General features: G+C 42.7%; 1 protein-coding gene. It reads left to right on the top strand.

All coding sequences use genetic code 11. The features are described from left to right. Nucleotides 1-316: 316 nt before the first annotated feature. Nucleotides 317-534: reverse transcriptase N-terminal domain-containing protein (locus P5674_RS25755; protein ID WP_315643421.1), on the top strand; the 218-nt coding region annotated here is incomplete at its 3' end.

Below are 534 nucleotides of genomic sequence, written 5' to 3'. Positions count from 1 at the left end.
AGTAGCGAAATAGGTTGATACGCTGCGCTCAAAAGAGTAAGGGGAAAAGTAGGGGCTTCTATTTACTACCTACACAGACCTTTAAAAGTACCCCGGTGGAAAAGACAAATCTAAAGATGGAATGCCCATATAAATGGAACGTTTTAACCCCTTTCAGGCTCTGACAATCTGGTCGAGAAAGTCAGTAGTAAAAGTGTAAGCGCAAGCCTATTAGGGGGTGAGATGTGACCAAAAGCCAACGCCCTGCTGTAACAGTAGGGATATGCTAACAGGTCACGGTTTGATTGTAAAGAAATAGAATCTAGTAGGTGTACATATGGCGATAGCGAGTTCAAAGAAAGGGTTTGGAAAACCAAAACCAATCAAGACTACGAACAACGCATGGAAGACAATCCCATGGACTAAGGTTCAACGGAAAATTTTCAAGCTCCAAAAGAGTATATTTCAAGCAGCTAAATCGGGACAAGATGCAAAAGCTAGAAGGTGGCAACGTCTATTGGTGAAATCATATTATGCCCGGCTCCTAGCAGTGAG

This window comes from Limnospira sp. PMC 289.06 (genome assembly GCF_032350395.1).
GTDB classification, from domain to species: Bacteria; Cyanobacteriota; Cyanobacteriia; order Cyanobacteriales; family Microcoleaceae; genus Limnospira; species Limnospira platensis.
This window is presented reverse-complemented; position numbering and strand designations above follow the sequence as displayed.